This window comes from Saprospira sp. CCB-QB6 (assembly GCF_028464065.1).
Taxonomy (GTDB): domain Bacteria; phylum Bacteroidota; class Bacteroidia; order Chitinophagales; family Saprospiraceae; genus Saprospira.
In genome coordinates this window covers 3,693,496-3,718,470 of sequence record NZ_CP116808.1, presented here as the reverse complement: position 1 = coordinate 3,718,470, position 24,975 = coordinate 3,693,496, and the positions used below count along the sequence as shown (strand labels likewise).

18 protein-coding genes are annotated in these 24,975 nt (G+C 43.8%); 1 reads left to right on the top strand and 17 read right to left on the bottom strand.

The window, feature by feature from the left end; genetic code table 11:
- Nucleotides 1-93: 93 nt before the first annotated feature.
- From cas6 to sucC, 10 genes are all read right to left on the bottom strand, one after another.
- The gene (gene cas6, locus PPO43_RS14260; protein WP_272618937.1) at nucleotides 94-915 is read right to left on the bottom strand and encodes a CRISPR-associated endoribonuclease Cas6; all 822 of its coding nucleotides are present in this window, start codon (nucleotides 913-915) and stop codon (nucleotides 94-96) included.
- Nucleotides 916-1,037: 122 nt separating this feature from the next.
- Nucleotides 1,038-2,993 (bottom strand): OmpA family protein, encoded by a 1,956-nt coding sequence (locus PPO43_RS14255; protein WP_272618935.1) that lies wholly within the window; start codon nucleotides 2,991-2,993, stop codon nucleotides 1,038-1,040.
- 201 nt (nucleotides 2,994-3,194) lie between these two features.
- Nucleotides 3,195-3,452 carry a hypothetical protein gene (locus PPO43_RS14250; protein ID WP_272618933.1) on the bottom strand — a complete coding sequence of 86 codons (258 nt, stop codon included), beginning with the start codon at nucleotides 3,450-3,452 and terminating at the stop codon, nucleotides 3,195-3,197.
- 102 nt (nucleotides 3,453-3,554) lie between these two features.
- Nucleotides 3,555-4,427 (bottom strand): hypothetical protein, encoded by an 873-nt coding sequence (locus PPO43_RS14245; RefSeq protein WP_272618931.1) that lies wholly within the window; start codon nucleotides 4,425-4,427, stop codon nucleotides 3,555-3,557.
- 20 nt (nucleotides 4,428-4,447) lie between these two features.
- Nucleotides 4,448-5,005 carry a DUF4178 domain-containing protein gene (locus PPO43_RS14240; RefSeq protein WP_272618929.1) on the bottom strand — a complete coding sequence of 186 codons (558 nt, stop codon included), beginning with the start codon at nucleotides 5,003-5,005 and terminating at the stop codon, nucleotides 4,448-4,450.
- Between the two features lie 349 nt (nucleotides 5,006-5,354).
- Nucleotides 5,355-6,515, bottom strand: a complete 1,161-nt coding sequence (locus PPO43_RS14235; RefSeq protein ID WP_272618928.1) for a DUF819 family protein — start codon at nucleotides 6,513-6,515, stop codon at nucleotides 5,355-5,357.
- A gap of 238 nt (nucleotides 6,516-6,753) precedes the next feature.
- Nucleotides 6,754-7,107, bottom strand: coding sequence for a hypothetical protein (locus PPO43_RS14230; RefSeq protein WP_272618926.1), 354 nt, complete (start codon nucleotides 7,105-7,107; stop codon nucleotides 6,754-6,756).
- A 1-nt stretch (nucleotide 7,108) separates the two neighbouring features.
- Nucleotides 7,109-10,207 (bottom strand): CHAT domain-containing protein, encoded by a 3,099-nt coding sequence (locus PPO43_RS14225; protein WP_272618924.1) that lies wholly within the window; start codon nucleotides 10,205-10,207, stop codon nucleotides 7,109-7,111.
- A 292-nt stretch (nucleotides 10,208-10,499) separates the two neighbouring features.
- The gene (locus PPO43_RS14220; protein WP_272618922.1) at nucleotides 10,500-11,060 is read right to left on the bottom strand and encodes a hypothetical protein; all 561 of its coding nucleotides are present in this window, start codon (nucleotides 11,058-11,060) and stop codon (nucleotides 10,500-10,502) included.
- Nucleotides 11,061-11,236: 176 nt separating this feature from the next.
- The gene (gene sucC, locus PPO43_RS14215; protein ID WP_272618920.1) at nucleotides 11,237-12,454 is read right to left on the bottom strand and encodes an ADP-forming succinate--CoA ligase subunit beta; all 1,218 of its coding nucleotides are present in this window, start codon (nucleotides 12,452-12,454) and stop codon (nucleotides 11,237-11,239) included.
- Nucleotides 12,455-12,669: 215 nt separating this feature from the next.
- On the opposite strand from sucC, the gene PPO43_RS14210 reads away from it, so the two are divergent.
- On the top strand, nucleotides 12,670-13,251 hold the full coding sequence (locus tag PPO43_RS14210) for a hypothetical protein (RefSeq protein ID WP_272618918.1): 582 nt from the start codon (nucleotides 12,670-12,672) through the stop codon (nucleotides 13,249-13,251).
- A gap of 201 nt (nucleotides 13,252-13,452) precedes the next feature.
- Here PPO43_RS14210 and PPO43_RS14205 read toward each other — a convergent pair whose 3' ends face one another.
- From PPO43_RS14205 to PPO43_RS14175, 7 genes are all read right to left on the bottom strand, one after another.
- On the bottom strand, nucleotides 13,453-16,377 hold the full coding sequence (locus PPO43_RS14205; protein WP_272618915.1) for a caspase family protein: 2,925 nt from the start codon (nucleotides 16,375-16,377) through the stop codon (nucleotides 13,453-13,455).
- A 189-nt stretch (nucleotides 16,378-16,566) separates the two neighbouring features.
- A complete protein-coding gene (locus PPO43_RS14200) occupies nucleotides 16,567-17,520 on the bottom strand; it encodes a hypothetical protein (protein WP_272618913.1) in 954 nt (317 codons plus the stop codon).
- An 82-nt stretch (nucleotides 17,521-17,602) separates the two neighbouring features.
- Nucleotides 17,603-18,244 (bottom strand): hypothetical protein, encoded by a 642-nt coding sequence (locus PPO43_RS14195; protein WP_272618911.1) that lies wholly within the window; start codon nucleotides 18,242-18,244, stop codon nucleotides 17,603-17,605.
- A 256-nt stretch (nucleotides 18,245-18,500) separates the two neighbouring features.
- Nucleotides 18,501-19,256 carry a carboxypeptidase-like regulatory domain-containing protein gene (locus tag PPO43_RS14190; protein WP_272618909.1) on the bottom strand — a complete coding sequence of 252 codons (756 nt, stop codon included), beginning with the start codon at nucleotides 19,254-19,256 and terminating at the stop codon, nucleotides 18,501-18,503.
- Between the two features lie 12 nt (nucleotides 19,257-19,268).
- On the bottom strand, nucleotides 19,269-20,336 hold the full coding sequence (locus PPO43_RS14185) for an ATP-binding protein (RefSeq protein ID WP_272618907.1): 1,068 nt from the start codon (nucleotides 20,334-20,336) through the stop codon (nucleotides 19,269-19,271).
- 57 nt (nucleotides 20,337-20,393) lie between these two features.
- On the bottom strand, nucleotides 20,394-22,229 hold the full coding sequence (locus tag PPO43_RS14180) for a CHAT domain-containing protein (protein WP_272618906.1): 1,836 nt from the start codon (nucleotides 22,227-22,229) through the stop codon (nucleotides 20,394-20,396).
- Nucleotides 22,230-22,274: 45 nt separating this feature from the next.
- Nucleotides 22,275-24,131: a hypothetical protein gene (locus PPO43_RS14175; protein ID WP_272618905.1), complete on the bottom strand. Its 1,857-nt coding sequence runs from the start codon at nucleotides 24,129-24,131 to the stop codon at nucleotides 22,275-22,277.
- Nucleotides 24,132-24,975: the final 844 nt, after the last annotated feature.

The following is a 24,975-nucleotide window of genomic DNA, read 5'->3' as shown; positions in this document are numbered from 1 at the left end:
AGCCCTTTATTTTATTTGGATGATCCTCAAATAAAAAATGTCCGACCAAAGATAAATTGGCCGAACATTTAAGTTCCTAAATATAATTCTAGACTATTCTTTATAGTTAAAACGGACGCAACCAAACCCCATTGCATTTTTAGCTCCAAGACCACCTAAGTAGGCTAAACGCAAAATTTCTGCTGGCCCTTGTAACTCAAAATCAAATAGATAGCCAATAACTCTTTCGGCAAATCGGCGACTATGTGGTTGTAAGTCGGTGCCCTTTCGGCTAATATCCTCTTTATTAGAAAGCAGCTTAAAGCTTAATTCTGGACCATTGATAAGTTCTTGTGCTGGCGCTAAAAGCCCATGAGGAGAAGCCAATTGATAATTGTCAATCAAACGATCAAGCAATATTTTTTGATACCCTTGGTCCATAGGGTGTAGGTACTGCGGCACCATTTTCCCTCGATGCTCCTCCATACGACTCAATACCAAAGGCGTTTGCGTGCGCATAGGCGCTGCGCCATCTTCTATATGTGGCATCTGCAGCTCTTCTACTTTAACCACCTCTAAATCAATCCCCATTCGGCCATCTCCCAAACGCAAGCGACGCTGTTCAAAAGCCATCATAATATCTTCTTGATCCTCTTCTCGAGCTAAAAAACGCAACTCCAACTTAACCTGATCGGCCCAAACCTCTAAATGACGTTTAAAAATTTTACGCCCATCTTGAGGAATCGACAAACGAGAAAAACTCATGAGTTTAAACTCATGTTTTGAGCGACTATATGCGCCATAATACAAGAATTTAGAAAAATTGCGCTTACCACGACTCAAGCAGTAATAAATCCATTCTGCTAAATTGTACTGATAAGAAAATGGAAGCTTTTGCCCTGGTCTAAGAACCTTAAAGGTTAATTCAATTCGCATTTAAATTTGGGTTTTATGGGGTACTAAATATTAAGTTTATCCTAAGGTAGGTAATAATGTTTGTATGTTCAAGGGCTATCTCATCTTTTTTTATACTTTCTACTTTGAATAGCCCTTCTTTTTTATTGCCTCAAAGGTAAAAACTCTGTTCGGCGGTTAGCCTGTCTGCCTTCTACAGTGGCATTATCTGCAATAGGTTGTTTTTCTCCAAATCCTTTGGCTTCCAAACGGTCTGCGGCAATCCCCCGGTCAATTAGATATTGACGAACTGCTTCTGCACGACGCTGAGAGAGGAGCAAGTTATCGGCTTCATCTCCTTCATTATCCGTATGTCCTTGTAGACGAATACGCATTTTCGGCTGTTCTAAAAGTAAACTCCTTAGCTGTTCTAGCTCTGCTCTAGAACTGGCTTGCAAGCTAGCTGAATTCGTCGCAAAAAAGACATTTTTCAATAAAATAGGTGCTAAACTATCTTTTTCAGTGGGGTTAGCCTTTAATGCCTGCAAGGGCATAGGCAATTGATAAGGGGTTTGACGGCTATTGGCAGCTGAAAGCTCAAAATGTTCTGAAGCAAACAAGTAGCCCTTTTCTTTAACATGTAAGGCATAGTCTTGCCCTAGGGGCAAACAAAGTAAAAATTTCCCTTGAGTATTTGTTCGAATTGCACAGACAGTATCTTGGGCCTCTAGGTCAATCAAATAGACCAAGGCATTAGGCAAATTAGCCTTTGTCTCTGCATCAAAAACATGGGCCTCTAAATAAGTTACTGCCTTTGGTCGAAGTGCTTCAGGCAGCTCAAAGCTATAAAGATCTAAAGAACCATAACCTCCAGCTCTTTCAGCAGCCAAATAGGCCAATTCTCCAGAGAGACCAACGACAATAGCTTCCTCAATTCCCTCTGTATTGATGGGATAGCCCAAATTTAAGGGCTTTCCCCATTTGCCATCTTGGCCCTTTCTGCTAATAAATAAATCCTTTTTGCCCATTCCAGGGTAACCTTCTGAGCTAAAATAAAGAGTTTGTCCATCAGGATGAATACAGGGAGCACTTTCATCATAATCCGTATTGAGTTCGGATAAAGCTTGAGGAGTCCCCCAACTTCCATCCAAATTGCGATAACTCACCCATAGATCCTTATCTCCCTGATTGCGTGCCCCTCCACGAGTAAAATAGAGGGCTTGAGCATTGGCCGAAAGAGAGGGTTGCGACTCCCAATTTCCAGTATTGATATTTGGCCCCATATTTTGGGGGCGGCTCCATCCCTGCCCTTCCCAAACACAATAATACAAATCACAGCTTCCAAAATCGCCTGGTCGATTACAAACGGTAAAGACCAAATACTGTCCATCTGCCGAAATGCTTTGCGCCCCTTCATTTTCTGGCGTATTGACCTCTACTAAAGGTTTGGCTTTGGTCCATTCTCCATTGACCTTAAAACTTTGATAAAGATCTTCTTGGGCATCTCTTCCTTGGCCAATCAATACATTAAAGACAATCTTTTTTTCATTGGCCGTAACGCTAGGAAAGTATTCTCTTTTAGCGCTATTGATATTGGGGCCCATATTTTCAGGCTGGAAGGGAACCGGATTAGCCATAGCTTGAGGCCGAAAACGTGCATCGGCCAATAAGCGTTCTGCTGCGGGCCGAAGTTGATCATTGGCCGGGGCTTTTTCTAAAAACAAACTCAATTGCTGCCCCGCCTCTACATAAGTAGCCGATTGCATGGCCAATTGGCCCAAACGATAATGCGAAATGGGCTTATAGTCTGGTGCAATTTCCAAGGCTTGCTCAAAGCAAGCCTTGGCTTTTTCCCATTCTTTGAGTAACAAATAGCAATCTGCCTCCAATAAATAGGCATTGACAAAACGAGGGGCTTTTTTCTCAATTTTGTCCAACTGCTTAATCGCCTCTTCATATTTAAAGGCATTGTAGCTAGAAAAAGCCTCACGATACTTCTTCTTAATTTTAGCCGAAATATCTTGGGTAGTTTGATAATCTTTTTGTGCTTCTAGAACTGTTGCCAATAACAGGCAAGTCAAAAAGAGGAAATAACGCATAAATTGGTATTGAGTAATCATCTAAAAGGATGTAGAGGCGAGCGCAGCGAGCTTGGCCTAGCGATGTGCAGCAGTGGCCCGCAGGGCCAGACCAAGCCGCTGAAAGCGGCGAAGGGCCGAGCGATCAGCGAGCTGCGACAACAAGGCCTTTAGGCCGCAGTTCGACGACCAAAGGGAGTAAACGTAGCGCCGCAGCTTTGCTGCGGAGGCCCCAAAAAGTACTTATCGACAAGCGCGCTCGCAAGCTTCTAAACTGCCATATTGGGCGCTGTCTAGTGGAACTTGCAAGCAAGCTTGGCCATCACAAACATAGCCTACGGTATCGGGCACGCAGCCCAATTGCATACAAAGTTCGTAGCTGCTATACTGGGCATTATCGGCAATAGGAATACAGTTGCCGCCCACACAGCTATAGCCTTCTGTGCCTGGCGTGCAGGCAAAAATGCTGAGTAAAAGACTTAGGGAAAATAGGAATCGCATAGTTTTTAATTTTTACCAAAGGCACAAAAAAAAAGCCGAAAACAAAAATGTTTTCGGCCAAGTATTCTACTTTATTTAAGCATAAGTTGCTTAAAAGGCGGCTTACTTTCCGCCTCGGCTAGATGAGCGAGAGCGAGAAGAAGAGCCACTGCTGTAACGAGATGAAGAGCGTGAACGCTTAGACGAACTGCTGACTGCACTTCGCTTGCCACCTGTTGCGCGTGCACTGCTTCGAGTAATGCTATTATTTACACGACTTTTAAGGGCCGAATTGCTTTGCATCCGTTGAGCAAAACTTGGATTGCTTTTTACGGCATGCGCAGAACCCGTTCCATACTTATATTTGCCTGAAGAATTTACGGCACCATAATAAGGACGGCGACCATAATAGCCTCCATAATAGCTGCTATATCCACCATAACGAACAGGACTCATCAAGTTAAACATGCTGTTGAGGAACATATAACGGCCATAAAACGCCCAGAAAGAATCGCCTGTGTTAGGGTTGGTTTTCCATTGGCCGTAGCGAGAATTACCCACATATTGGCTATAGCCGGGAGGCGCTGCCACCTTGGTCAAATCGCCTTCCTTTTTCGACATAATTTCCATGCCCATATTGCTAGAGTGGTAATCAAAATCAGAGGGGCTGACCTCCTTCCAATCTGTTGTTTTTTCTACAATGCCCAAATCAGCAGGACTAGTCGTGCTATCCGCCAAAGCCGTGCTGTCTAAGCTAGTCGCTTCGGGAATTGCGGCCGTTTGCTCAATCACTTTATACTTGTGGTAATACTTGCCATCCTTTACATCCATATCATAAAGAATGATTGAAAAGTTCTTGACCGAATCCATAGATTGAGCAATCTTATCGGCGGGGAAAGGCATGTATTTTTCGTTAGTAGAGCTTCCACAACTGCTCATTGTTAGGGCCAAAGCCAATAACAAAAAGGCCGAAAAGGAAAATATCGTTTTTTTCATTTTTGTAGTTTAAGTATGTTTTACGCCTGTTCTCTAGGCGTCAGGTTACTAAAAGCATTTTCGGGCTTCCAAGTTCCCAAGGCCGCCTCAAAAGTATTATCATCCCATTGCTCAATATTCAAGCATTTTTCATCACTATCATCCCAATAATCCCAAAGCATAAATTCTTGAGATTCGGAATCTTTGATGTTCCGCCAAAAGCCCGGATATTCCCCATCAAAATAATAGCGAATGCCATTCACTTGCAACTGACGAGGAGGTTTGCCATTCGTTTTCACGGCATTTTCAATCTCATCGGCCTGAGGCAAGGTCGAAAAGCGCATCTTTTCAAAAATAACGCAATTCAAGCCATCATCTTCCTCAATAGATAAAAACAACTGCTTTCCGCTGCCATTATCTAACAAAAATTCATAGGAAAAATTCTGGTTTCCCCAATCATATTCATACTCTTCTACGGCCTCCCAGGTCTGAAAATCATAATCGACAAACCAACCTTTGCGCAGGTCCGTAATCCGCAAATTCGTAGGATCATAATGCGGCTCTTCCTTTTTTTTCTTTCTTCTAAAGAATCCAAACATAGTATACTGTAGTTTATGTTCTATTTATTTTAAGCAATTTTAGTGTTTTGGGGCCTCCGTCAATATTATGAGGCGGCGGTTACTCCCCTTGGTCGTCGAAAGGCGAACTAAAGTTCTTGTTGTCGTTCTGCAGCTCGCTGCTATTTTGGGGCCTCCGCAGCAAAGCTGCGGCGCTACGTTTACTCCCTTTGGTCGTCGAACTGCGGCCTAAAGGCCTTGTTGTCGCAGCTCGCTGATCGCTCGGCCCTGCGCCGCCAAAGGCGGCTGGGTCTGGCCCTGCGGGCCACTGCTGCACATCGCTAGGCCAATTGGACCTTCTTCGCTCCAATCCCCAAAGTTCGCCTTTAAATTATAATAATTCTGCTAGATAAGCCACCAAAACCCCCAAATAGTTCGCTAGCGCAAGGCCCAAAAGTGAAAAAGCAATAGCTGGCGCCAATAAACTCCTGTTTTTCAAGCTACTCGAAACCTGGGCCACAAAGGGAGGCCCCATGACCGTAGCCGTAGAACAAATCATAAAGCTATCTCGATCAATTCGGAAAATATAGGCCAAGAAAAGCTGCAGCAGCAACAACAAGCCCAAAAAACTAGCATTGAGCAGCAAATAACTTCCTCCATCTTGGGCCAAATCTGAAAAATTGGCCAAATAGCCCGCTCCCAATCCAAAGACCAGCAACAAATAATCGGCAAAGGGATAAACGCCCCGCCAATCTTTGCTTGGACCAAAAACGGCCAATAATATACTGCCCGTACTCAGCGATAATAACAAAATACTACTATTGATTTCGCCCTGAGCATCGGGCCAATATAAGGCCGGCAAAACAGAAATGCCCAAAACCAAAAGGGCCAAAGCCGTTGCCCAAATAATTTGTTTGACATTATATTGCTCTAGGCTGATAGAGAGTTTTTCTTCTTCCAACTCTCCTTTTGGCTGAAATTTAGGCAGCAAACGGCCCAACAGGCTGTTGCCCAAACTCAAAAGCAACAAGAAATAAAGGCCCGAACAAAGCACATCTGTGGCATTGAGCAAGACAAAAAGTCCATCTGGCGCCTTTAAGGCCTGAGAAATAGCCACCATATTGGGCGTTCCACCAATATAAACGCCTGTAAACATACCCAAAACGGTTGGCAATTCTTCGTATGGACCATGGGCTAAAGCATAGGCAAAAGCAAGGGCCAAAATTACGGTAGAGCCCAACATAATAAAAAACACTTTTCCCAAATGGCCCAAATAGCGCAGCCATGCTCGAAGATCAGAAGTCATAAGCAACAGAGGCAAAGCCAAAAGTACCGACACAAAGGCCATCAATTTGGCCGTTTCTGTAGTTTGCACTCCAAGTGCCTCAGGCAAAACTAATGGCTGCGCATTGCCGAGCAGCATACCCAAAGCGTAACAAATAATAATATTGCTCAGGTATTTTTCTAGGCCCAAAAAGGCATTGAGTTTGGCCAAAAAATAGGGCAAAGCCAAAAATAAAAGCAATTGCGCCAGTAGAAGAAAAAGGTCCATAAAATTAAACGGCTATTTAAAAAACAGTTTAAGCTAGCTATTTTTTGCCAAAAAAGGAGCTACTTCCCCATAGAAGTAACTCCTAAACTTTTTTGCGTCTTACAGGCCCCTTAGGGCCGCAGGCCTAGCGATGTGCAGCAGTGGCCGTTAGGCCAGACCAAGGCGCTTGCGCCGCAGGGCCGAGCGAATAGCGAGCTGCGAAACGTAGCGCCGCAAGGCGAAGCCGCAGCGGAGGCCCCTAATAGCATTCATATTTCTGGACTGAGAAATAGCGCATTTCTCCAGCGGGACAGGGCGAATTGGGATCTTCTTCTCTAGTTTTGCTGGTATACTCGCCCCACACGCGAATATTTTCGCAAGAGCGGGGGGCTTCCTCTTCGCCTTCCCAGCAGAGGTAAGTTTTTTCGCCTCTTTCGTCTACTAATTCGCCAGCTTGAAAGCAATAGCAACTAATACTAGACATTACGCCTGTTTGGCTGCGGTATTGGCCTTCTAGTTGAGTGGGTTTAGGGCCATAAACAGTGCTTTGTTCGGGAGTTTGACAGGCTAGAGCCGTTAAGCCTAGGCCAATAAGTAGCATTTTTTTGAGCATCTTATTTTCGTTTTCTTAATAATACGAATAGGGCAAAAAGGAACAGTGGAAGGGCCAGTAAAATATAATTCGAAGAGCTCTCTTTTGCCTTAATGAGCAAGCTTTTTTCATCGCCTAATAAAATAAAAGCCGACCAGAGATTAGGGTGTTTGACCAGCTCCTCTGTTTGTTCCTTAAGATAAGAAAGTTTGGCCTTTTGCAGGGCTTCGGCCTTATTAGCTCCTTGGGCCAGCTGAGCATAAAATTGATGCATAATATAGGCCGTTGATTGATCATTGACCTGCCAAAGCGAGACCAACAAGGCGGGACTGCCTGCATACATAAATGCTCTGGCCAAAGAGGCTGTTCCATTGCCTCGCTCAAAGCGTCCCTGCCCTGTTTGGCAGGCAGAAAGGACCACCAAATCGGCCTGCAGGTCCATTTGAGCAATTTCGTAAGCTTGCAAAAAGTTATTTTCGCTGCTATCGTTATCTTCCGTAAAAGCTAGAGCCGACAAACTAGGGTTTTGCTCATCTAATAGGCCGTGCATGGCCAAATGCAAAACGGCATAATCTCTTGCTTTTTCCTTAAATAGTGATTCTGTGGCCTGCTCTCCAATAAAAAACTCCCCTCGGTAGTAGTCACTTAGGCGCTTAATTTCTTCTTTGGCAGCGGGCAAATCTTGCAAAACAGCCCGCCAATTTTGGGCTTTGGGCGCTCTTTGTTCGGCAGCTTTGCCTTGATAGCTAGCGGCAAGGCCTAAAATTAGCCCATTGTTCTTTCTCTGCTTACTATTTTTGTTGTCTAGCCAAAGTGCCGCCGAGTAATTATAGCTTATTGCCAAATCCTTGAGATAGTAAGGCAAGTCGCTGTAGCTATCCGTCTTTGGTTGTTCAGATAATAACAGACCAAAGGGAATAAACGAGAGCTCGGCATCGGGCAAAATGAGCAGTTGCTCAAGTTCTGCGGGAAGAAAACCGAGCAGCTCCTCCCCTAATGTTTGGGCCAGCTCTATATAACTAGCTTTTAAGGCTAGGGCCTCCTCTTTTTTGCGGGGTTTATATTGGCTTAAGTTCTTATAGAGTTGGTTCACTTCTTTAGTCAACTGCCCATTTTTTAGAGAGCGACTAATTAAGCGGCCCTTATCTTTGTCTAGATAAAGAATGTAGAGCTTTTCTTGCCCCATAAAGTAATCGAGTAGGGCCATCTTTGGCCCCAAAGCAGCCTGTAATTCCTTTACTTTGGGTGTGACCGTTTGGTAATAACTAGCCGCTAAGTCTGGATAATTGGCCTGCAGTTCTTTTCTAAATTGCTCTAGCTCCTGGTTACTCTGGTTCAAGAGCGTCAACAGCTTCTCTTGCCGCTCTGCTCCGGCATTCAAATAGGCGCCTCTTAAGTTAGCTTGTTTTTGCTCCAACTGATCTTTTCTCTCTTGCCAGTCTTTGGGCAAAGCAGGAGCCGATTGTGCCTGCAAAAGCAAAACGGCCTTGGTCCGCTCTATTAAATCAATGGCTTGATCTGCTTCTTCTTCAGCTAATAAAGAAAGGCCTCTTTCTACCCAGCTAGCGGTCTCTCTCAAAAAAAAGAGCTGGTTATTGGACTGAGTGGTATTGGCCCGTTCGCTCTCTAATAAATCTAGGGCCAAATCAACAATGGCTAGTTGTTGCTGCTTTTGCCCCTTTTTGCTGGCCAAAAGATCTACCCAAACGGCCAAGCTAGCCAGATATTCTTCTAGGTAGTTATTAGCCGGAAAAGCATGGGCCCGCATTTGATCCAAATAATCCGCCCCCGCTTCCAATGACCAAGCAATCGAACGATTGGCCATTAGGGCTTCTTTTAAAATCGGAACCGCTTTTTTCGGCTGCCCTAGGGCAGTAAAGATAAGGGCTTCTCGATTTAAAGCCGCTAAACGATAATAATGCTTTGGCCCCAAAGCTTGGCGATATCGCTCTTCCGCTTGGCTATACACAGACAGCGCTTTTTGATATTTGCCCTGCTTGCTCAAGACATTGGCTTTTTGCATCATGCAGCTGGTAATTACATGATGATCAGCCGGATATATTTGCTGATAAATCGCTATCGCCTGATCGCTTAAACTGATCGCTTCGGCATGATTTCCCTGAATTTCTGCATTTCCCGACATAGAGAGCAGCAAACCCGCATATTGGGCCGTTATGGTCCAATTATTTGCTATAAATATGGACTGTGCCTGCCGATAATATTCGTTTCCCTTTCGCTCCTTTCCTGTAGTCGAATAAAAACGAGCTAAGCCCATTAAGGTCACTCCATAGTTCAAATCCTTAGGCCCCAATACCTCTCGGTCAATTTTCTCTGCCTCTAAAAGCAAGGGCTCCGCCTCCTCCATTCTCCGCATCCGCATATAAAGGTCTGCCAAGTTGAGCAAACTAGCCGAGTAATTCTGATGCTTTTTGCCCAATTCCCGCGCATCCACAGCCAAACTTTCTAAATAGTAGTCCTCGGCATCCAACCAACGCCCTTCTGTTTTGGCTAAATTAGCCAAGCTATTTAAGCTGTTGCTATAGTCTAACTGATTTCCATTTTTCTGAAACCCCAATGCCATTTTATAAAATGCTTTTGCCTTGGCCAAATGCCCCAGCTGTTCTTCTGCATTCCCACAATAAAATAACAATAAGGCATAGTCAACCAGATGTTTTTCACGCACAGCCTTCAAACTCTCTAAGGCTTGCGAATAGAAGGCTTTTGCCTTTTGAGGGTCTCCCAATCCCACATCATAACAATCCCCCATCGCCATTAAGGTCATGGCCAAATCGTAGGCGGGTGCCCCAGAAGCTAGCTGCCAATCTACCGCCTGCTCATATAAGGCTAAAGCCCCCTCGGCATCTTCCAAAACATAGTCTATTACATAGGCTTTATAATAAAGTAAACGCGCCAAACTGCTGTCGCCTGGGGGCAAAACCGCCTTCCCTTTTAGGTAGGCCGCATCGGCATACACTTTCATCAAGGTATAATCTTCTGCCTGCTGGGCCAAAAATGCTTTTGCCGCCAAATCGGACCAATTATAAACCTGCAAGCTATCTTGCGCCTGCAATTTAAATAGGACCAAAAAAAGTAGGCCCAAACTAGGGAAAATCTGTTTCATCTGTTTTGAATATGTGTAAACTAGGGGATTTATTCTAACGACTTTTCTTCCCCAATAAGCTTATGAAAACTGTTATTTTTTTTACTATTCTCGATTTTTTTGGGGCCTCCGGCCTGCGGCAGGCGCTACGTTTCGGGGCTCGCTGTTCGCTCGGCCCTGCGCGGGCTGCGCCCGCTTGGTCTGGCCTTCGGCCACCCCTGCACATCGCTAGGCCGTTTGGCCTTCGGCCATGGGGCTTCGCCCCTGCCGGACCAAAAAAATACTCAGCAGATCGCTCTACTGAGTATTCAACTTATTTTCTGCGCTTTTTATAAAAACGGCGATATTTCCGCTTCTTCCAGCAACCCATCTTTATAACTTTGGGCGCCGGAAAACTATAGGGCGCTCTACAATCGGTTTTTTCTTCTGTCATTCCATTGACCTTATACAAAGTTACCGCCTTTCCCTTTTGCAAAGTATAGGCATAATTGGCCGCTACAGGCCAAGCGCCATCTGCTCCTGGAAAATCGGCTAGATCTACTGTAGCATCTGGCTCAAAGGTTCCTCTCTCTACATAACCTGAGCTCCAAACCTTATGCTCCGTTACTTGGACCGAATAACGCTCCTCATCCCAAGAACAAGACACCACTTCCACTTTCTTGATCTCTACCAAATACCCTTTTACCTTTTTATTATCGTACTCTCTAGCTATATCATCACAACAATCACAATAATCTAAGATAAAGGGATTTTTCTCTAAATAGGTTTTCAAGGCTTCTGCCTCTGTTTTGCTCATACAATCCCAAGGATCAGCCGAGGCCAAAAAGGGTAAACTGAGCGCTAAAAAAAATAGGGATAATTTTAGGTAATTCATTGAAGGATAAGTTTAACGAGTGCTTGATAATATTGAATTTATTCAGCCCTAAGATAACGCTAGCCCGAATAAGTTCACTAACTATTTGCAAGGATAGGACCAAGTCCGCCCCTAATAAAAAAAGACCGCTGCAATAAAGCAGCAGTCTTTTTTAGATTCGTTTCAGCTAAATCAAATTAGCCAGCTACTACCTTGTTCACAAGGTCAGCTGCTTCTTGAAGCGTTACTGCAGAGTGAACAGCTAGACCAGACTCATCAATGATTCCCTTAGCTTTGTCGGCTCCATTTCCTTGAAGACGAACAACGATAGGCACACTGATATCTCCGATATTTTTGTAAGCATCTACAACACCCTGAGCAATGCGCTCACAGCGAACGATACCACCAAATACGTTGATCAAGATAGCTTTGATAGCAGGATCACGCAAGATAATGCGGAAAGCATTCTCTACACGCTGAGCATCAGCAGTACCTCCAACATCAAGGAAGTTAGCAGGCTCTCCACCAGAAAGCTTAATGATGTCCATAGTAGCCATAGCCAAACCAGCACCGTTTACCATACAACCTACGTTTCCGTCTAATTTAACGAAATTAAGGCCATATTTTTTAGCTTCTACTTCTGTAGGATCTTCCTCTGTTTCGTCATTCCATTCTGCCAAATCTTTGTGACGGTACAAAGCGTTCTCATCTAGAGATACTTTAGAGTCAGCCGCAACGATTTTGTTGTCAGAAGTTTTAAGACAAGGGTTGATCTCTACCAAAGAAGCATCGGCACCAACGAAAGCAGCGTAAAGGCTGTTTACAAATTTGGTCATGCTCTTGTAAGCAGCACCACTAAGGCCTAGGTTAAAGGCAATGCGGCGCATTTGGAAACCTTGTAGGCCCAAATGAGGATGTACATACTCTTTGTGTACAAGATGAGGCGTCTTTTCAGCTACCTCTTCGATGTCCATTCCACCTTCCGTAGAATAAACAATCACATTACACTCCTTGGCACGGTCGGTCAAAATACTCATGTAAAATTCATTCGTATCCATTTTGCCCGTTTCGGGATCGGGGTAATACACATCTTCTGTTAGTAGTACCTTACGAACCAATTTACCAGGACCTTCGAGGCCACCTGGAGTTTGAGGCGTTTTTAGCATCATGCCTAGAATATTGTCGACATGAGTTTTGACCTCATCTAGGTTTTTGGCCAATTTCACTCCTCCGCCTTTGCCACGTCCACCTGCGTGAATTTGTGCTTTAACTACAGCCCAAGCTGTTCCAGTTTCTTCTTGAAGCTGAGCGAAAGCTTTTTCGGCATCTTCTTTTTGCTCAATCAGCACCCCTCTTTGGATAGGCACACCGTAGCGGTTAAGGAGCAATTTTGCCTGATATTCATGTAGATTCATTACAATTGGTTGTATTAGGTTAGCAATAGAAGTCTGATACAATTGTTGTTGCCCAAAACTAAAAGATTTCGGCTGCTTTTCAAAGAAAGGATAACTTTAATTTATAGCTTTCATCTAATTTCCTCTATATAAAATGCCCCCTTTCATCGGCCCTAAATCAAATTAAATCACTAGTTTAGGGGGATATATTTTCTATCCTTTTAAAGCTTTTTCCCATGAAAAAAATCTTATTGCCCGCAGTCTTTTTGCTTTTTTTCGCCTGTCAAACAACGCCCGTTCAAAAAGCAGCTGAAGAAGAGCTAAAAACCTCTCCGCCAACAACAGAAAAAACCGCTGTACAGCAAGAGCAAGCCGCCGAAGCACCAAAAGCAAAAGCGCTGCAACTAAACAACTATAAAAGTGGAGAAGATGAACCTAAAATGCTAGCCCAACAAGCTTGGCCCAGCAAAGAAGGGGAAACTCGCCTTTGGCAAAATGAAACAGAAAAAGTTCAGATTAGCTATCAAACGGAGTTTCAGCCAGGCGGAATGGCGGAGCTTTTGCAATTTCAATTGCAAGATGAGCAAGGGCAGCCCCTTGGTCCCCCTCTCCTACTTTATATTGGAGAATACAGTAACAAAGATGCCCCTACTAGCATTATCCGCAGCCAAGCCAAGCTAAAATTGGATGAGGAAGGTTTGCAGTATCAATTTCAATCTTATGAAGAGAATTTAGACACAGAAGAAAAAACCATTTTGCAAGATAGAAATAGCCATTACCTCTTTGGCGGAAAAGAAGGATTTCAAGAGAAAAAATAAAGGTTGTACAGGGCCGAAGGCCCGCAGGCCTAGCGATGTGCAGGGGTGGCCGAAGGCCAGACCAAGCGGGCGCAGCCCGCGCAGGGCCGAGCGAACAGCGAGCCCCGAAACGTAGCGCCGCAGCTTGCTGCGGAGGCCCCAAAAAATAGCCATCAAAAAAAGAAGGGCTAGCCAAATCATCGGCTGCCCTTCTGTTATTTTTTAGAATCGATTTCGGGGATCCTCAAATGGTTGGTCTAGCGGCTCTTTAATGAGGTCCGTTTGGGCCATAAGTTGAATGGGAAGACTGAAAACTAAATGATCGGCGGCCCCATCGCCTTTTTTGCGGGCCAAAACCGCCCGAGTTTTCGAGCTAGCGGCTGCATAATCCTCATCTGTGGGCAAAGGCAGGCCTTCTTGCAACCAGTTGGAGGGATCAAAGCGCTTGTAGGCCACCAAAAACTTGTAGACCACCTCTGCTTTTTTGTGCGTTGTGGCCAATTGACGGCTATCAAAAATGGGGGGATAGGTTTTCAGCTCCCCAATTTCTACTTGCAACTGATTATTACTCCCTGATTGAGCGTCATAAGCGGCAAATTCGGTGCTGCCCAAAGGCGTTTTGCAAATGATCGAATAATCATAGCCCAAAAAGAGCGTAGAAGCAAAGATTGGACTAGCCGAAGAAGCCGATTGTTGGCGTAAAATCATGCTGCTCAAAAATTCTTTTTCGAAGCCACCTTCCGCCAATACATAGCTTAATTTTAACTCTTCTACCTTTCGTCCCTGCGCATCTTCCCAATAGTAGAAAGGCGCCTGCTCTTGAGTGCGAACATATAAAGTATGCCAGTTTTTTTGCAACTTAAAGCTCAGGCTAAACTGATAATCGGCCAGCATATTTTTGGCTCCTGGATGTGGATTTTCGAGCTTTTTGAGCTGTTCCCAGCGGCTAATACTTCGCAATTGAGCCAAAACACTAAATGCTGATTTATCGAGGGTGTTTGCTGTTCCTTTGGTGAGTACAATTTCGGGTGCTTGACCATCGCAAATGTAATAGCGGCCATCATAAATACGGACCTGATAGGGCGCTTCTGGCCCAGCATTCCAGTTAATGAATTTGCTATAATAATTCGCGGCGAGACTCGCCTCAATTTGCTGTTTAAAGACATTATCAAAACCTGCTTCTGGTTCCAAATAAGCTTTTTCGCCTAGGGTCCAGAGCATGAGCGCAATTTGTTGCTGGGCCTCCATAGCATCGGGCAGCCATAGGTCTTCTAGATCCAGTTGATCGGATACTTGGATGCTATCGCCTGATTCTGTCAGAAAAAAGCCATCGCCTGAGCCCAAATTGATTTTAAAGAAAGCCTGTCCGCTGGATCGAGTTTTATTTTGTTGCCAAGCTACATGCAATTTGGTCCAAAGACTATCTTGATTGGGGCCATTTTCTTGTGGCTGAATATAATCACCCAAATTTAAACTGCGCAAAGCGGGCTTTTTATAGTAGACAAACTCTACGAAACTTTGCGCTTGTCCTTTGGGATAAAAACGGAAATTGCCATTTTTCAGCTCAATAACATAAGCGGCTTCTTCCTGCTTATCCGTCAAATGCGGACGCAAACTATCGCTTACCATTACTTCATAGCGATTGCTTTGGGGCAAATGCACAGCTAAAGGCTGGCTGCTGTATTTTTGGTCCACAAAGGCTTTTAGTCCAGTTGTTGAAATGGGAGGAGCTTGATCAAATTCGACCACTGCAGCTTCCGCCATCACATAAGTAATGCGACCATCAAAAACCAAATTGGGGCGAGCAGGATCATAAGCTTTTAGCGGAATAGCTTGCCCTTCACGCAAAACGGGCAGGCCCAAAAAGGCGCCCATATCGATCCGCCATTGTTGACTCTCTTTTTTATAAATGAGGTTAACTTCTCCCTCTTTCTGGGCCATTTGTCCACCCAAAAAACGTTCGTAACGGCGGCCAGCTGGACCTTTTACATATAAACTAGGCGATTGCTCAAAAGCTCCATCAATCGTCAATTTTGCTTGATTGAATAAATCGTGATAAGAAATATCGCCCTGATATTTGCTGAGAATTTTAATTATAGTGTGCGTAAACACTCCTCCTTTTTGGCCATCTGCATGCCGAACTTCATAGGCGTATTCGCCTTTTCCGCAGGCCGACATATGAATCTGGTTCCCTTCGGGATAAGCCAGTTCAAAAGGGGGCTTCTTTTGGCCTCTAGCCTGAGGCGCTGCCGAACGGCTGCTACCACGGCCTAAACTTCGGCTGGCGGTCGGGCTTTCCTCGGCTTCTTTCATGGCAGAGCGGGCTTCTTCATCAAAGAAGTCCATTTCTTCCGCTTTGCGATATTGGCCTAACTGCTCAGGTTCTGCAGGCACCATACGAGTTTGGACCAACAATTCTTCGCTGCTATTTTCTGTGGGCTGCTCTTCCTCCTGAAGTTCATCAAAAAGATCCATGCCTCCATCTCCAAAATCTAAATCGGGCGCCTCAAAATCTTCTTCAAAACTCATTTCTGCCGCATTCACAGGCTCTTCCCCGCTAATTACGCCCGAAAGCTCCTTCATTTTCTTTTCCAGATCACTGCGCGTCGCTCCAGCAGAATGACAACTATCTTGCACAAAGATAATATCTACTTTTTCTTGGCCCGCCACCCAAATTTGACGAATCAAAAAGCGAATTTCCTTGTCCAATACATCCTTAACCTTTTTTCCATCTTTAATAGAACGAGAATCCGCCGCCACCAAAGTTTGCAACTGCCCAGTCGGCTCCTTAAAATAAGGATGCGCTTTTTCCGTAGAACCATGTCCCGCATAAAAAAGAAAAAAAGTATCGCCAGGCTGCACCTTTTGCGTATAGCTTTTCAAACTAGACAAAATAATGTCCCGATTGGGCATTTCCACCTGAGCAAAATCCTGCTGATAATGCTGCAAATCCGTAGCAATCGCCTCCTTTTTACTCTCTATAGGACTCAGTAAAAGCTTAGGCTCAAACTGAAATTTATTGCGATCCACATTCCTTGCTAAATACTTAAACATAGAAAGGGCATCATTCACACAACCGTTTAGGGAAGTTACGGCGGGATTATAGGCATCTACACCTATAAAAAGGGCATGGAACTTTTGGCTCATAGGAATTTTAGATTTTTTATTTATTGTTTTGGGGCTTGCCCGCCCTATAGGCGGGCCGGGCTGTGCGCGGGCTCGCAGGTCTGCTCGGCCCTGCAGTTTTTTCGCTACGCTCAAAAACTTGGGTCTGCGGCTGCGCCGCCCTGCCTTCCATCGCTAGGCCTGCGGGCCTTCGGCCCTGTAGGACGCAATTTAGTTACTCCCTAGTGCTTGGCGCTTAGCAGTAGTGCTCAACTTGCCATAGCGAGCTTGATAGGTTTTGATGATTTGGTCAGCTCTTCTTCTAGGGCTGTTGCTTTGACCAATATAATCATTTCTAGAATTAACCACTTGATTTAATACATTAGTGGCTTCTGTATTTGTAGGGTCCATTTCATAGGCTTCACGCGCCAACTGAAAGGCCAACTTTGGATTTTTGTCCTTATCTAAAGCATAATGCGCCTTTGAAGAAAGAATGCGCGATTGACTTTTCACCAAAGAAACCTCTCGTTTTTTGAGTTCTTCTTCTCTCTTCTCAATTTGCGCTTGCAATTTATCGCTTCCGCCTTTTTTTGTTTGTTCCTCCAAAGAACGCGCTTTAGCTTTAAGCGTTACATTTTCCTCTGTTACTGTTTCTAAGGCTTGAGACAAAGAGTCTCTAGAGGCCAAAAGCTGTTTGATGAGCTGTTGTTTTTCCTCTTCAGAAATTTCGAGCAAATTTTCGCCTTCTTCCAAGTTTTGGGCAAGAGAGTCTGCTCTTCTCTGCACAGATTTCAAGCTATCTAACGCTCTATTTTTTTCCTGATTCGAAAACTCTAAATGTGCCCTTGTTTTTTCTACGGCCCCCCAACCTAACAATGCCCAAATAAATAAAGCGCCTAAGACAACAATAACGACAATTGTAGAGCCTAAAGTCCAATAATGCTGTCGCTTGGCTGCTTGTCGAGATCGTTTAATAAAGTTGAGTTCATCTTCGCTCAACTCTAGTTTAGCCAAATACGGGCGTATATAAGCTAGGTCCTCTTTGGTCAGTAAATTTTTATTATCTAAATAATACTGATATCGTCCTCGAATAAATCCAAGGATTTTGAGCCGCATTTTATCTTCGGTGGAGCTGCGATCATAAATTACGCGGGCTAAGGTGTCGTGGGAGAGTTCAAATTTCACGGTAGTTGTTCGCTTATAGTGTTGCTGTGGACCAAATATATTGCTTATCGTGCAAAGACAATTTATTTTAAAATCTATTTGCTTATCGTTTTCTGCGTTCCCAGTTAATAGGAGCGCCTCTGATGCCCTCTAATTGTTTCCGCCATTCTTTTGCTTGGTCTTCTATTTCTTTAACCTCTGTACGAAGACTGTTTTTTTCCTGATTACTTTCTTTAAGGGCTTCTTTTAAAGAGTCTTGTGTATCTTGGAGCTGGATGAGTAGTGCATTTTTTTCATCTTCACTCATATTGAGTAGACCTTCTTGCTTGAGCTTTTCTTTTTGAGCTTTTCGGAGCTCATCAAAAGTTTGGCGGAGTTTATCGTGGGTTTCATGTAATTGATCATGAGTTAATTTGGCCTCATGCCAGCCCCAAAGGGCCACAGCCGAACTACCAGAAAGTAATAAAACAACGGCTATTACAATGGCTGCTCTTAGTTTTTGTTTTCTATCAGCAGCGAGTTGGCTGTTATGAATAAACTGCTTGACCTCGGTTTCTAAATCTAGCTGAGGCAAATAGCGCTTAATGTATTCTAAATCCTCTTTACTGAGCAGACTCTTATTGTCTTTAAAGTGCTGATGGCGTCCTTTAATGAAATTAGCGATTTTAAGTCGCATTTTATCTGCCGTAGAGGCCTGATCGTAGACCACTTTGGCTAGTGCATCATGGGAGAGTTCAAATTTCACAGCAAAGTATTCTTTTATATAATAAGGGCTATATCGATGAAGGCCTAGCGATGTGCAGCAGTGGCCGCAGGCCAGACCGAGGCGCGCAGCGCCGAAGGGCCGAGCAGACCTGCGAGCTGCGAAACGTAGCGCCCGCCGAAGGCGGGAGGCCCCAAAATAGCAGCGAGCTGCGACAACAAGGCCTTTAGGCCGCAGTTCGACGACCAAAGGGAGTAAACGTAGCGCCGACGAGCGAGGCGGGAGGCCAAAAAAAATATTATTCTTTTTTCAGTGCGATATCTAGCTTCAGTTTAGGTTCAATTTTAATAGCTTCTTCCTTGCTGCGATAGCCTTTTCGTTTGACTTCAAGGATGATATTTTTTTTAGTCAGATCGATGGGATGTAGGACCAAATTAAATTTAAAAAATCCCTTTTGGTCGCTGCGGACCTCTGCGCCCATAAAGAAAATTTGAGCATTGGATAGGCCTTGGCCATTTTCATCTGTAACTTGGCCTTCTATAAAGAGGCTAGCATAGCCAATTTCGAGTTGGGCCATGCCGCCTTCGGCTTCTGGAGGCAGGGGTTTTATTGTAAGGTTGCCGCTTTTAGTAATTGCTTTTCGGAAAACCTCATTTTCCTTTTTTACTTCCTCGGCTTTTTTGTGGGCCATTGCGGCTTCTGTTTCGGCCAAAGAGGCATTATACCAGCCCCAAACGGCAAAAGGCGTCATGATTAAAGTGGCCCCCATCAAAATGATTGCATTTTTGCGAATTCTATTTTGGCGTTCTTCCCTATCTAAAATTTCTTGACTCTTACTAATAAAGGCTCGTTCTTCGGTCCGAAGATTTAGGTCTTCAAGAAAAGGACGAATGAAAGAGAGTTCGGCTCGGCCGAGGAGCATATTTTCGTTCATCTTATAGTAGAAATAGCGATTTTGGAGCATACTGAGGGCCTTCATCCGGGTTTTTACTTCGGCGGAGGTTTTCTCATAAATAATGAGGGCGAGGCTATCGTGTACGATTTCTACTTTCATTTTTTGGGGATTTTATTCGTTCAATTCGCGGAGAATACGCATCTCTTTAAAGCGAGAGATGCAAAAATCAACCACTTTGGGGTCAATATTCTTTGCTCTTTTCAACTCTTTCTTCACATTATCCAGTTCCACCGCCTGTTTGGTCCCATTATCTGTGACCATAGTAAAGAGAATATCCATAGGAATGCCCTCTTCAGAAACGCCCATTTCGTTGCGCAGCTCTTTTTCGAGTTCGCTCAGTTGCTCTTCGAGGAAAAAGGCCATGACATTTTCGAGATTTCCACTTTTTCCAAGCAATTCCCGATCAAAGCGGATAGGGCGATTTTCTTCGCCACGGCGTTCAACATCTAGGCGATACAGTCGATCGAGGTAAACTTGTAAGGTGGCCAAATCGACCTGTTTATCTTTTCCTCGAACCTTTTCGATTATTTTATTGGCCAGTTCTTCTTCATCTTGGATCTCAATATCAAAAGCTTTGAGGGTGTTGAGAATCACCTCTTGCAAATTTTTGAGGCTCATGCGTTCAATGCGCAGGCGGTTATCCCAAAGACTGGGATAAATATTTTCAAATTCGGACAATTGAGCGATATATTCCTCTCGCATTGAGATAATAATCTTAACCTTAAGCCCCTTTGCCTCAATTTGATAAAGTAGCTCGAAGAAATCCTCTTGTTCTTGACGGCTACCTAAAATAAAAATCTCTTCAAACTGATCAAAGATCAGGTAGATCGGTTTATAATAATCTAGATATAAAGACTTTAGAAGGTGGAGCAAGTCGCTTTTCTCAGGTAATTTTCTTACGGCATGTCGATCTAATTCTTGTTTAATCGACTGCATAATATTATCGCGGCGTCGGATAAAGATAGGGAGCCAATCGCTGGCTCTAAATTCATTTCCTAAACCACAGTTAATCAGGCTGGTTTTTCCAGTTCCAGAGGCTCCATATAAGAGAACTAAATTGGTTTCCAAGAGGCGGCTATAGAGCTCTTGTGTTTCTTGTTCACGGCCAAAGAAGATATCTCGATCGGATTGATCGTAGGCATCTAGAAATTTAAACGGACTTTTTATCTGCTTCCCCATAAGGCTACATCTATATTTAGAAAACTGCGTGGGCGATGAATGGAATTAGGTTCGGGTTTATCGGCTAAGATCTTCTTCAAAGAGGGAAAATAATTCTTTGAGGATGTCTAATGGACTTTGTGGTTCCTCTTCATTTCTTCTTCGATTTCTAGATGATCTTCGGCGGCGATCACGGCCTGCTCTAGCCTCGACAGGCTGTTCGCTGGCTGTGGTCAATTGGTCTTTGGGGCGTTCATGCACTCGATAGATGGAGTAAATGGTACTAAAATAACGGAAATCTTCTCCTTCTCTGTATGCGTAAGTAAACAGTTGTTGTTCTGTAGCCCGATCTTCTGTCATCCCCTCTCCAAAAGCATTTTTATCAATGATGAAGGGAGAAAGATTGAGAAAATCTTTGGGGTCTTGCATATTTCGGCTCAAAATCACCGAAGCATTATTTGCATAATCCTTATACGATCTAGCTTGTAAAGCCTTACTCACGGCCAAATCATTCACTTTGGCATTGAGGCGAGCGATATAATGATCAAATTTGGGATCTTGATAGCGATAACTAATCACACGAATGTCTCGAATGGTCAGTAAATCATAATTGACCAAAAATGCGGACTTAATCAAGATGGTTGATAAAAAATACTCTCCATCCGCACAAAGTTGTGGCATTTCTGCCGCCAATTGCGCTGGCGTTTGCTGCCGAACTTTGGCCCGCAAAGATTCTAAATAAAGGTATGCATCATAAAGCTCCTTTTTTTCTTCAAAGGCGGTTTGCATATCTGCAAACTCCTCTACAAAAAGTGCTTTGCCTTCATCTTGCAGCAATTTTACAATAGAAATAAAATGCTTGAGGTAGTCAAAATGTTGATAGCTTCTATCATCATGATGCAAAAGATCCATCAAATAAGGCCGCACATGAATATTGCTCTTCCGCTTTTCATCCCAAAGCTGAGAGAGGGCAATGTAGTAGAGAAATTGTGTGGTATATATATAGGTACTCAGCAATTGCTCTAAACGCTCCATCGATAATTCATCAATAGCAGACTCTTTAGAGAGTAACAAACGCACTTGCACCCCAATAGGCCAAGGAAAATGCTCAATGATAAGCGCTAAAGCCAAACGCTCATCCAACTCGCCCGTAAAAGAATCTTCAGCCAATGGTTTTAGCTTAGGATCATAATGACACATTTCGTCAAAAACATCCAGCATATAAGTATTGACCTCATAATCAATTTGCTCAGGCGATTTTACCGGAGGAGTAATATTTGTTGGCAAGGCCCAATCCAAAACAGGACGAGCATCTTTGTTCAAAAATAATCCCCAAGGCATTTCCGAAGAATGATCTACGGTCTCTCCCTGAATAAAAATGCGCGCATTAAAGGAAGCCCCAAAACGCGTACGCAAAGCCGCTACAGCAAACTGAAAAGCCGCATCAATTGTAGAGCGGTTCGCTAAGGCCCGATAAAAAGTTTCGGAAAAAAGTAAGGCTTTATTATCCTCTATCGCTACCGAAGTAGCAATTACCGCCTGCACGCCTTTTTCCAACAAATAATCTACCTGTGCCTGCGTAGAGCAGCCATTCAAGAATACAAATTTAAGATTGGGCAACTGCCCCAACAACTCTGCTAAACCCACCGCTTCTGCAGCCTGCCCATCAAAATGCAAACTATTTCCATCGGCATGGCCTGCATAATGAAAAACAACAATCCGCTCCTTAAAACGATTGATGGCCTTTAACAACTGATCCACATTCACACTTTCCTCTCTGTGGAGTTCTATGCTGCCCTGATCATGAGCAATGCTCAAGATATCATTGAGGCGGCTACTCTCCTCTTTGAGTAGATCCAAATGCGCATCTTGCTGATTGGCAAAATTGAGTAAAATAACTGGACGTTCGTTCATGATAGTCTGTAGAGTACTAGGATTTGGTACAATTAAAAGCCTTTTTTAAACAAGTAGTTTTTTTGCACTGGCCGCCCATTCATCCAACAAATTTTGTGGAATATTTAGCTCCTGTGCAATCGCTTGATAACTCAAATGTACTATTTCCTGATAGCTATGTATTCCCGCCTCTTCTAATTTGGCTTGCCAAGCGGGACTCATACCTTCTATTTTAGATAAATCATCTTTTTTTTCTTCTCCCAAAAGTTCATCTTCCGAAATGCTGCCATAAAAACCTTCTTGACTCAAAGCAGATTCAGCCAATTGCAAAGCAGATTGCATTTCTAAAGCTTGCCCTTCATCCACAAGAATTTCTTCCTCTTTCAAGGCCAAACCTCTAGCAGCAGGCTCTTCTTCAGGCAAAATAGCCAGTTGTTCTTCCAACTTAGCCATATCTTCTACCACTTCTTCTTCCACCTGCTCTAAAGCCACATTTTCCTGAGCCATCAATAAAGCTTGTTCGGCTCTTTCTTCTATAGATAATTCTTCTTCGCCTAAAATTAAAGCTTCTTCCATAGGCGCAAAAAATCCTTCGGCCTGCATACTTTCACTCGCTCGACTAAGCGCTTCTTCCATCTTGGCCGCTTCTTCTTCCGAAATTTCAATGCTGTTGGCTAAAGCTCTTGTTTTTGGCTCTTCTTCTGGAACTTGGGCCAATTGTTCCTCCAATTTGGCCATATCTTCAATAAAATCAACTTCTTCTTGCTCCACTTCCATATTTGCCGCCGCTAATTCTAAAGCCGCTTGCATTTGCTCTTCTTCCGAAAGCCTTTCGCTAGTATCGGCTTCTAAAATGACGGCCTCATCAAAAGCTTCAAAAAATCCCGCCATCTGCATACTATTTTCTGCAGCAGCCAAAGCTTCTTCTAACTGTGCCGCTTCTTCAGCCTCCAATTCTACCGCAAATTCAGCTTCCTCTTCGGCTTGATCCAATGAAATTTCGGCCAATTTTTCATTGAGCAACTCTTCATCTTCTACCAAACTAGCTTCTGGAATTTCTTCATAAAAATGAGCTTCGGCCATCGCCACTTCTGCAATTTGAAGGAGCTCATCAATTTTTTGGTCCAATTCGGGGTCATCAGGCAAAGTTTCTTCCTGAAATTGATCCAATTGCTTAATTCGGCTCTCCAATTCTTCAAAAGCTTCTTTGAGCTGTTCGTTTTCCTCCGCCAAAATCTCTGGCTGCGCTTCCTTGGCCGCCAATTCATTCAAAGCCTGCCCCAATTCCGTTTGCAAGTCCTCAATTTCACTCTTGCGCATTTCTAACTCTTCTTCCACCCAATGCAAAGCCGACTTCTGCTCTTCATACTGACGCAAAAGTGCCTCTCTTTCTTCCTCAATCTGTTGCATCAATGCTTTTGAGCCATCTATTTCTTTTTGCGCCTTGGCCTGAATCTCCTCCGCCAATGCCTCCGCTTCTTTTGCACCCAAACTTTCACGCTGCGCATGCTTATAAAGCTTTTTCAACTCCTCCAATTCTTGTTCCGCCGCTTTTTTCGCCTGTTCTGCAGCCGCCTTCGCTTGCTTCAAAGATTTTTCTTGCGCACTTAAATCTTGCGCCATTTTCGTCTGTATCGCCAAAGCTTTCTCTCTTTTTCGCTCTTCCACTTGCAACTGACGCAATTCAGCAGACAAAACCTGTAGCTTGTCTTCCGCTTCTTCCTGTTCTTTTCGCTGCTTGAGCAATTCTTCATTCAATTGCGCCAACTTGCGTTCATAACGCTTTCTTTGCGGTCGCTGCACAATCAGCCACCAAAAGAATAGGCCCAACAAAAAGCTGAGCAATAAAATAAAGCCAAAGGCTAAGCCTTGACTCGAACTGTCAAAGCTAAAAAGGTTGTTGAGGGCTTCTTGAAAAGTCATTTAGTTCTATTCAATGGTTGTCCAATGGAGAAACCCTAAAATATAAAGTTTTCTTAGAAAAACACTGTTTTTTTTGATCTCCTTTTCACTCAACAATCAGATGGCTTTTAAATTAAAGCACTTTGCACTGCCTCCCAATTTCTTACAGCCAAACTCTTTTCTATACCTTATATAGGTATACCTTTTTGATGTTTTATTTTTTTGGGCTGCCCCTGCGCTTCGCTTGGGTCGGGCTATGTCGCAGCTCGCTGTTCGCTCGGCCCTGCGTTTTTTTTCGCTGCGCTCAAAAAAACTGGGTCTGGCCTGCGGCCACTGCTTTCTATCCCTCAGCCGCTCATCTAATTTTTTTCTTTTAGCTTTTTTCTTCGGCAGTTTTGCGGTTGTTTTTTTCTTGAAGCTAATAACTTTTCCATTTTTCAGGACCCCTAGGGCCAAGGCCCTAGGCTATCTAAAAAATTGTCCTCCCCTCATTCGAGGGGATTTTTCTTTGCGGTTGGACAGTTGTTGTTTTTCTTGACAGTTTTCTAGAACAGTGGGTTAAAACCCACAGCAAAAAGGAAATCCATTCTACATCCAACAAAATGAGCCGATGGTTAAAACCATCGGCCCATAAAAAATAGAATAGAAATTATTCATCGCCATTAGGCCAGCTTTTTTCCAAAAAGAAATTTTTGCCCTTGTTTTTTTATGGAGGCTTTCAAGCCTCCATTGAAAATGAAATGCCTTATTGTTGCCTGGCTGTAGGTTTCAACCTACAGAACACCGCAGTTTTTTTGGCCGAAGAAAAATTCCATTATTTTTTTACCCAATTGCTAATTGAAAGCCGCTATTTGAAAGGGGATTT